Here is a 3,836-nt window from a genome sequence, read left to right on the forward strand (position 1 = left end):
ACTCGCTGCTCGCGGTGAAGATGCTGGCCGGCACGCGGGCGGCGCTGCGGGACTTCCTGGCCGACCCGACCGTGGCCGGGCTCGCCGCCCTGCTCGGCGCGCCCGAGCCCGAGCGCGCCGCCGGCCCGGCGGCGGACGGCCGCTTCCCCGCCACGCCGGTGCAGCAGCGGTTCTGGTTCATGGACAAGGTCTCCGCGCTGCGGACGGCCTACCTCGCGCCGGTGCTCACCGAGTTCACCGGCGAGGTCGACCTCGACGCCCTGCGCGGCGCCGTGGAGCTGGTCCTGGGCCGCCACCCGGCCCTGCGCTCCCGGTTCGCGCTGGACGCCAAGCAGCGCAAGGTGTTCTACCGCACCGACGGCGCGCCGCCCGAGGTCGTGGTGACCGACGCCGCCGGGTGGGGCGCAGACGAGGTGGCCGACCTCCTCGCCGACGCCTGCTGGACGCCGTTCGACCTCGCGGTCGACGCGCCCGCGCGGGCCGAGCTGGTCGTGCTGGACGACCGCGTCGTCCTCGTGCTCACCGCGCACCACATCGTCACCGACGGGTGGTCGCAGCAGGTGCTGGCCGAGCAGATCGCCGCCGCCTACCGGGGCGAGGGCGACCTGCCCGAGCCGGTGCACCCGGCCGCGCTGGCGGAGGAGCCGGTGGGCGAGGAGCGGATCGCGGAGGTGGTCGAGGCCCTGCGCGGCGCGCCCACGGACGTCGAGCTGCCCCGCGACCGGCCGCGACCGGCCGTGCAGTCCACCGAGGGCTTCACCACCACCGCGCTGCTCGACCCGGACGTCACCGCCGCGCTGCGACGGGCGGGCGCGGAGCTGGGCTGCACCACGTTCATGACCACCGCCGCGCTGCTCGCGGTGGCGCTGGCCCGCCGCGGCGACCAGCGCGACTTCCTGTTCGCCTTCCCCTGGGCCGGCCGGGACCGGGCGGGCAGCGCGGACGCGGTGGGCATGTTCATCAACACCCTCGTGCTGCGGGTCGACCTGCGCGACGAGCCGACCTGGCGGGAGCTGCTGGTCCGCGTCCGCGACCACAGCACCGCCTGCTACCGCAACGCCGACGTGCCGTTCGACGCGATCGCCGCCGCGCTGCACCCCGGCCGCGACCTGAGCCGGCCGCCGGTGACCCCCGTCTACACCACGGCGCTGCCCGCGCCCGCGTCCCCGCCGGACCTGGGACCGGGCATCGCGGCCCGCCACCTGCCGCCGGAGCCGCCGCACATCAAGTACGAGTTCGAGCTCGTGGCCACGGACCTGCCCGACCGGGTGGAACTGGTCGCCTCCTGCGCCACCGGACTGTTCGACCCCGGCACCGCGGCCGGCCTGCTCGCCTCGGTGACCGCCGCGGCCAACGACCTCGCCGTCGACCTCGACGCGCCAGCACTCAAGGAGATCCGCAAGTGAACCCGCACACCACCACCGACCTCGCGGCCGTCACCGAGGGGGTCCGGCAGGCCTGGGCCGAGGTGCTGGACCGCACGACGGTGCCGGACGACGCCAACTTCTTCGAGGTGGGCGGCGACTCGCTGCTGCTCATCGTGCTGCTGGAGCGCCTCAACGGCATGACCGACCGCGAGCTGGAGGCCGCCGACCTGTTCCAGCACAGCACCGTGCTGGCCCAGGTCGAGCTGCTCACCTCGCCCGCCGCCCCGCGCGAGCTGGTCGAGCTGGGCGCCACCAACCGCCGCGGCCTGCTCGGCCGCGCCCGCCGCGACGGCCGGGGGGAGTGACCCGATGAGCGACACCGACATCGCGGTCATCGGGATCGGCCTGCGGTTCCCGGACGCCTGGACCCCCCGGGACTTCTGGCGCAACCTGGAGGACGGCGCGGTCTCGCTGCGGGAGCTGCCGCGCGAGGCGATGCTCGCCGCCGGCGTCACCGAGGCGATGCTGGCCGAACCCGACTTCGTCAAGGTCGGGACCACCCTGCCGGGCCACGCCGACTTCGCGGCCGACTTCTTCGGCTACCCGCCCACCGAGGCGGAGCTGGTCGACCCGCAGCAGCGCGTCTTCCTGGAGGCCTCGTGGGAGGCCCTGGAGACGGCCGGGCACGCGCCCCGGCCCGGCGGCCCCGTGGTCGGCGTGTTCGCGGGCGGCGCGCAGAGCACCTACACCTCGGTGCTGTTCGCGGCCAAGGCGCAGGCCGAGGGCATGGCCGCGGCCATCGACGACGTGGACCTGCACCTGGGCGGGCTGGGCGACTTCCTGCCCTCCCGGGTGGCCTACAAGCTGGGCCTGCGCGGCCCGACGGTCGGCGTGCAGACCGCCTGCTCGTCCTCGCTGTACGCGGTGCACTACGCGACGCTGAGCCTGCTGTCCGGCGAGTGCGACATCGCCCTCGCGGGCGGCGCGACCGTGCTGGAGCCGATCGCGGGCTACCGGTACCAGCCCGGCGGCCTCATGTCCGCCGACGGCTTCTGCCGCGCCTTCGACGCGAGGTCGACCGGCACCTCGTTCAGCTCCGGCGTGGGCGTGGTGGCGCTGCGCAGGCTGTCCGACGCGCTGGCCGACGGCGACCACGTGCTCGCCGTGGTCAAGGGCAGCGCGGTCGGCAACGACGGCGCCGACCGGTCCGGCTTCACCGCGCCCAACCCGGTCGGCGTGGCCGAGGTCGTCTCCGGCGCGCTGCGCGTGGCGGGCGTGAGCGCGGACGAGCTGCGCTACGTCGAGGCGCACGGCTCCGGCACCTCGCTGGGCGACCACATCGAGCTGCGCGGCCTGACCGAGGGGCTGCGCGCCAGCACCTCGCGCACCGGCTTCTGCTCGCTGGGCACGGTGAAGGCCAACATCGGGCACACCGGTCCCGCCGCGGGCATCGCCGGGTTCATCAAGGCGGTCCGCATCGCCCAGACCGGCACGCTGCCCGCCCACCCGATGTTCGAGCGGCCCCGCGACCCGGGCCTGCTGGCCGAGAGCCCGTTCCACATCGCCACCGAGGCGGGCGCGACCACCGACCGCGACCGGCACGTGCTGGTCAACTCGATGGGCCTGGGCGGCACGAACGTCGCCGCCGTGCTCGCCCCGCCGCCCGCCCCGACCCGGCCCGCCGCCCGCGCGGACGGCGTCGTGCGGCTGGTGCTGTCCGCGCGGACCCGCACCGAGCTGGACGCGATGTCCAAGCGGCTCGCCGACGAGCTGGACCCGGACGCGGCGGCGGACGTCGCCCACACGCTGCGCGTGGGCCGCAAGGCGTTCCCGGAGCGCCGCGTGGTCAGCGCGCCCACCGGCGGGCTGGCTGCCGCGCTGCGGCTGCCCCGGCCCCCGGCGGTGCGCACGGTCCGCGCCACCCCGCGCCGCGCGCTGGTCACCCACGCCGAGGGCGCGGACCGGGCGGTGCTCGACCGCTTCGCGCTCGCCTTCGGGCGGGACGTCGAGGTCGTCGCCGGTCCCGAGGACAACCCGCCGCCGAACACCCACGTGGTGTCCGCGCGGGCGGACGCGGACGAGGCGATCACCGACGCCTGGCTCAACGGCGTCGAGGTGGACTGGGCCGCGCTGTCCGACGGCACCGGCCGCCGCGTGCCGCTGCCCGCCTACCCGCTGCCGCGCCGCCGCGCCTGGGCCCTGGACCGGTACCCGGCGCTGCACGCCACGCCCGCCCCGGCGTGCGCGGCCGTGCCGTCGGCGGCGACGTCGTCGGCGTCGACCTCGGACGAGCCCGTGACCGGTGCCGACGACGTCGAGCAGGGCCTGCTGGAGATCTGGCGCGACCTGTTCGGCGGCAACCGGGTCGGCCTGGACGACGAGTTCGGCGCGCTCGGCGGCTCGTCGCTGCTGTCGGTGCAGATGGTGCTCAAGATCCAGAAGCGGTTCGACGTGCTGGTCAACGTGCAC

At 76.1% G+C, this 3,836-nt stretch carries 3 protein-coding genes; all 3 read left to right on the forward strand.

Going from position 1 to position 3,836, the window contains the following annotated elements; all coding sequences use genetic code 11:
- On the forward strand, nucleotides 1-1,406 hold a 1,406-nt coding region (locus tag ACFV4N_RS41085), incomplete at its 5' end, for a condensation domain-containing protein (RefSeq protein WP_499678102.1).
- On the forward strand, nucleotides 1,403-1,732 hold the full coding sequence (locus ACFV4N_RS41090; RefSeq protein ID WP_499678103.1) for an acyl carrier protein: 330 nt from the start codon (nucleotides 1,403-1,405) through the stop codon (nucleotides 1,730-1,732). The genes ACFV4N_RS41085 and ACFV4N_RS41090, both read left to right, overlap by 4 nt.
- 4 nt (nucleotides 1,733-1,736) lie before the next feature.
- Nucleotides 1,737-3,836 (forward strand): beta-ketoacyl synthase N-terminal-like domain-containing protein (locus tag ACFV4N_RS41095; protein ID WP_499678104.1); only part of this gene is annotated, 2,100 nt, incomplete at its 3' end.

Source organism: Actinosynnema sp. NPDC059797, assembly GCF_042732085.1.
Taxonomy (GTDB): Bacteria; Actinomycetota; Actinomycetes; order Mycobacteriales; family Pseudonocardiaceae; genus Actinosynnema.